Raw genomic sequence first — 1,491 nt, forward strand, 5'->3', positions numbered from 1 at the left:
CTGGAGAACGGTCGATGAGCGGCTCGCTGTAGACCATGGTCTTTCCCCTACTCCCTGTCTAACCACCTTAACTATACTGCCTAGCCCTGCCACCTACCTGCCATGCTGCCGGATCCGGCTCAGGCCAGAATAGAACTGTTCGCGGTTGGGAAGGTTACCTATGCCCCAGCCTGACGTTCAAGGACGCACCCTCGCTTATGAGGCGGGCGCCAACCTGCGCCAGGTGCTGCTGCAAGCCGGGATCCCGCTCTACAACCCGCCGGCTCCTATCCTCAACTGCCGCGGTCTGGGCACCTGTGCCGTACAAATCGAAGGGGCTGTTTCCCCTATGGGCTGGCGAGAACGGGCCCGCCTGTCTTTGCCACCCCACCAACTCCCGTCCACGGCGGCGGCCCAGGACGGCAACGGGCTGCGCTTGGCCTGTCAGGTGCAGGTGCTGGGAGATCTCAAAGTCACCAAATGGCCAGGCCTGTGGGGACAGCGGATCCCGCCCGCCTCTCAAACCTGAGGATTCTCAAAAACCTAAGGGAAGCCCTATGGAAACTCCATCCCACCCCTCCCAAAAGGCTGTCGGCATTTTGGGGGCCCTGCCGGAAGAAGTGGCCATGCTCACCCAAGCAATGGAGATCAACTCTGTCCATACCCATCTGGGGCGGCAGTTCCATCGGGGATCCCTGGCCGGACAGCCGGTGGTGGTAGTTCAAGGGGGGGTGGGCAAGGTGCGAGCGGCAACTACGGCAGCCCTGTTGGTGGCCCACTTCCCTTTGCGGGGCATTATCTTTACCGGCGTGGCCGGCGCCTTGGCCGATCACCTGCAGATGGGGGATGTGGTGCTGGCCCATGCCGCCATCGAGCACGATTTCGGCACCGGACGGCCCGAAGGCTTTGTCTTGGGGATCGACTTTATCCCTGAGTTGCGCCATCCTCTAGCGGAGGCCGATAGTGCCCTTTACGACCTGATCGTGGCCCAAGGGGAGCGGATCCCTCTTCACCCGCTGCAGGGGCGGCAGCCGGTCATCCACCAAGGCCTGGTGGCCACGGGCGATGTATTTGTGGCCGACGCCAAGCTCCGGCATCAAATTCGCGAGCGCACCGGAGCCCTGGTCGTGGAAATGGAAGGAGCGGCGGTGGTACGGGTGGCGCAAGAAGCTGGGATCCCTTGTCTGCTGGTCCGATCGGTTAGCGACATAGGGAGCGATACCGATTTCCTAACTTTTTTTCAGACAGCGGCTCTCAACTCGGCAGCGGTGGTTCACAGCGTTCTACAGAGCTTGCCTCCCCCTCCTTAGAAAAACGCAGCGCGGCTAGCCGTGGGGAGGAAGCGACGCCTGCCAACAGAGGTCAGATTACTCCCTGTCTGTAAGCTAGCTCCTGCCCCGGCGCGGGCGGCCAAGGTGACATCCTCTCCCGCTAGGCCCTGACGGGCTGTAGACGGGAGCTTCCGAGAATCACTTCTCGGAGTTGCTGCTTCAACGGACTGGTAAACCAGGA

Annotated in this window: 2 protein-coding genes; both read left to right on the forward strand. The window is 62.0% G+C overall.

The genetic code is table 11. From position 1 onward, the window contains the following. The first annotated feature begins 160 nt into the window (after positions 1 to 160). Positions 161 to 508, forward strand: coding sequence for a (2Fe-2S)-binding protein (locus NW809_RS12545; protein ID WP_099812050.1), 348 nt, complete (start codon positions 161 to 163; stop codon positions 506 to 508). Between the two features lie 28 nt (positions 509 to 536). Continuing rightward, complete coding sequence (locus NW809_RS12550; protein WP_414402295.1) at positions 537 to 1,289, forward strand: 5'-methylthioadenosine/adenosylhomocysteine nucleosidase; 753 nt, start codon at positions 537 to 539, stop codon at positions 1,287 to 1,289. The last annotated feature ends 202 nt before the right edge of the window (positions 1,290 to 1,491 follow it).

Origin of the sequence: Synechococcus sp. WC101 (assembly GCF_047461555.1) — a bacterium.
Lineage (GTDB): Bacteria > Cyanobacteriota > Cyanobacteriia > Thermostichales > Thermostichaceae > Thermostichus.

Bases quoted from the DNA above. Each gene is read 5' to 3' on its own strand.
- NW809_RS12545 (WP_099812050.1), top strand. From the start codon at position 161: ATGCCCCAGCCTGACGTTCAAGGACGCACCCTCGCTTATGAGGCGGGC.
- NW809_RS12550 (WP_414402295.1), top strand. From the start codon at position 537: ATGGAAACTCCATCCCACCCCTCCCAAAAGGCTGTCGGCATTTTGGGG.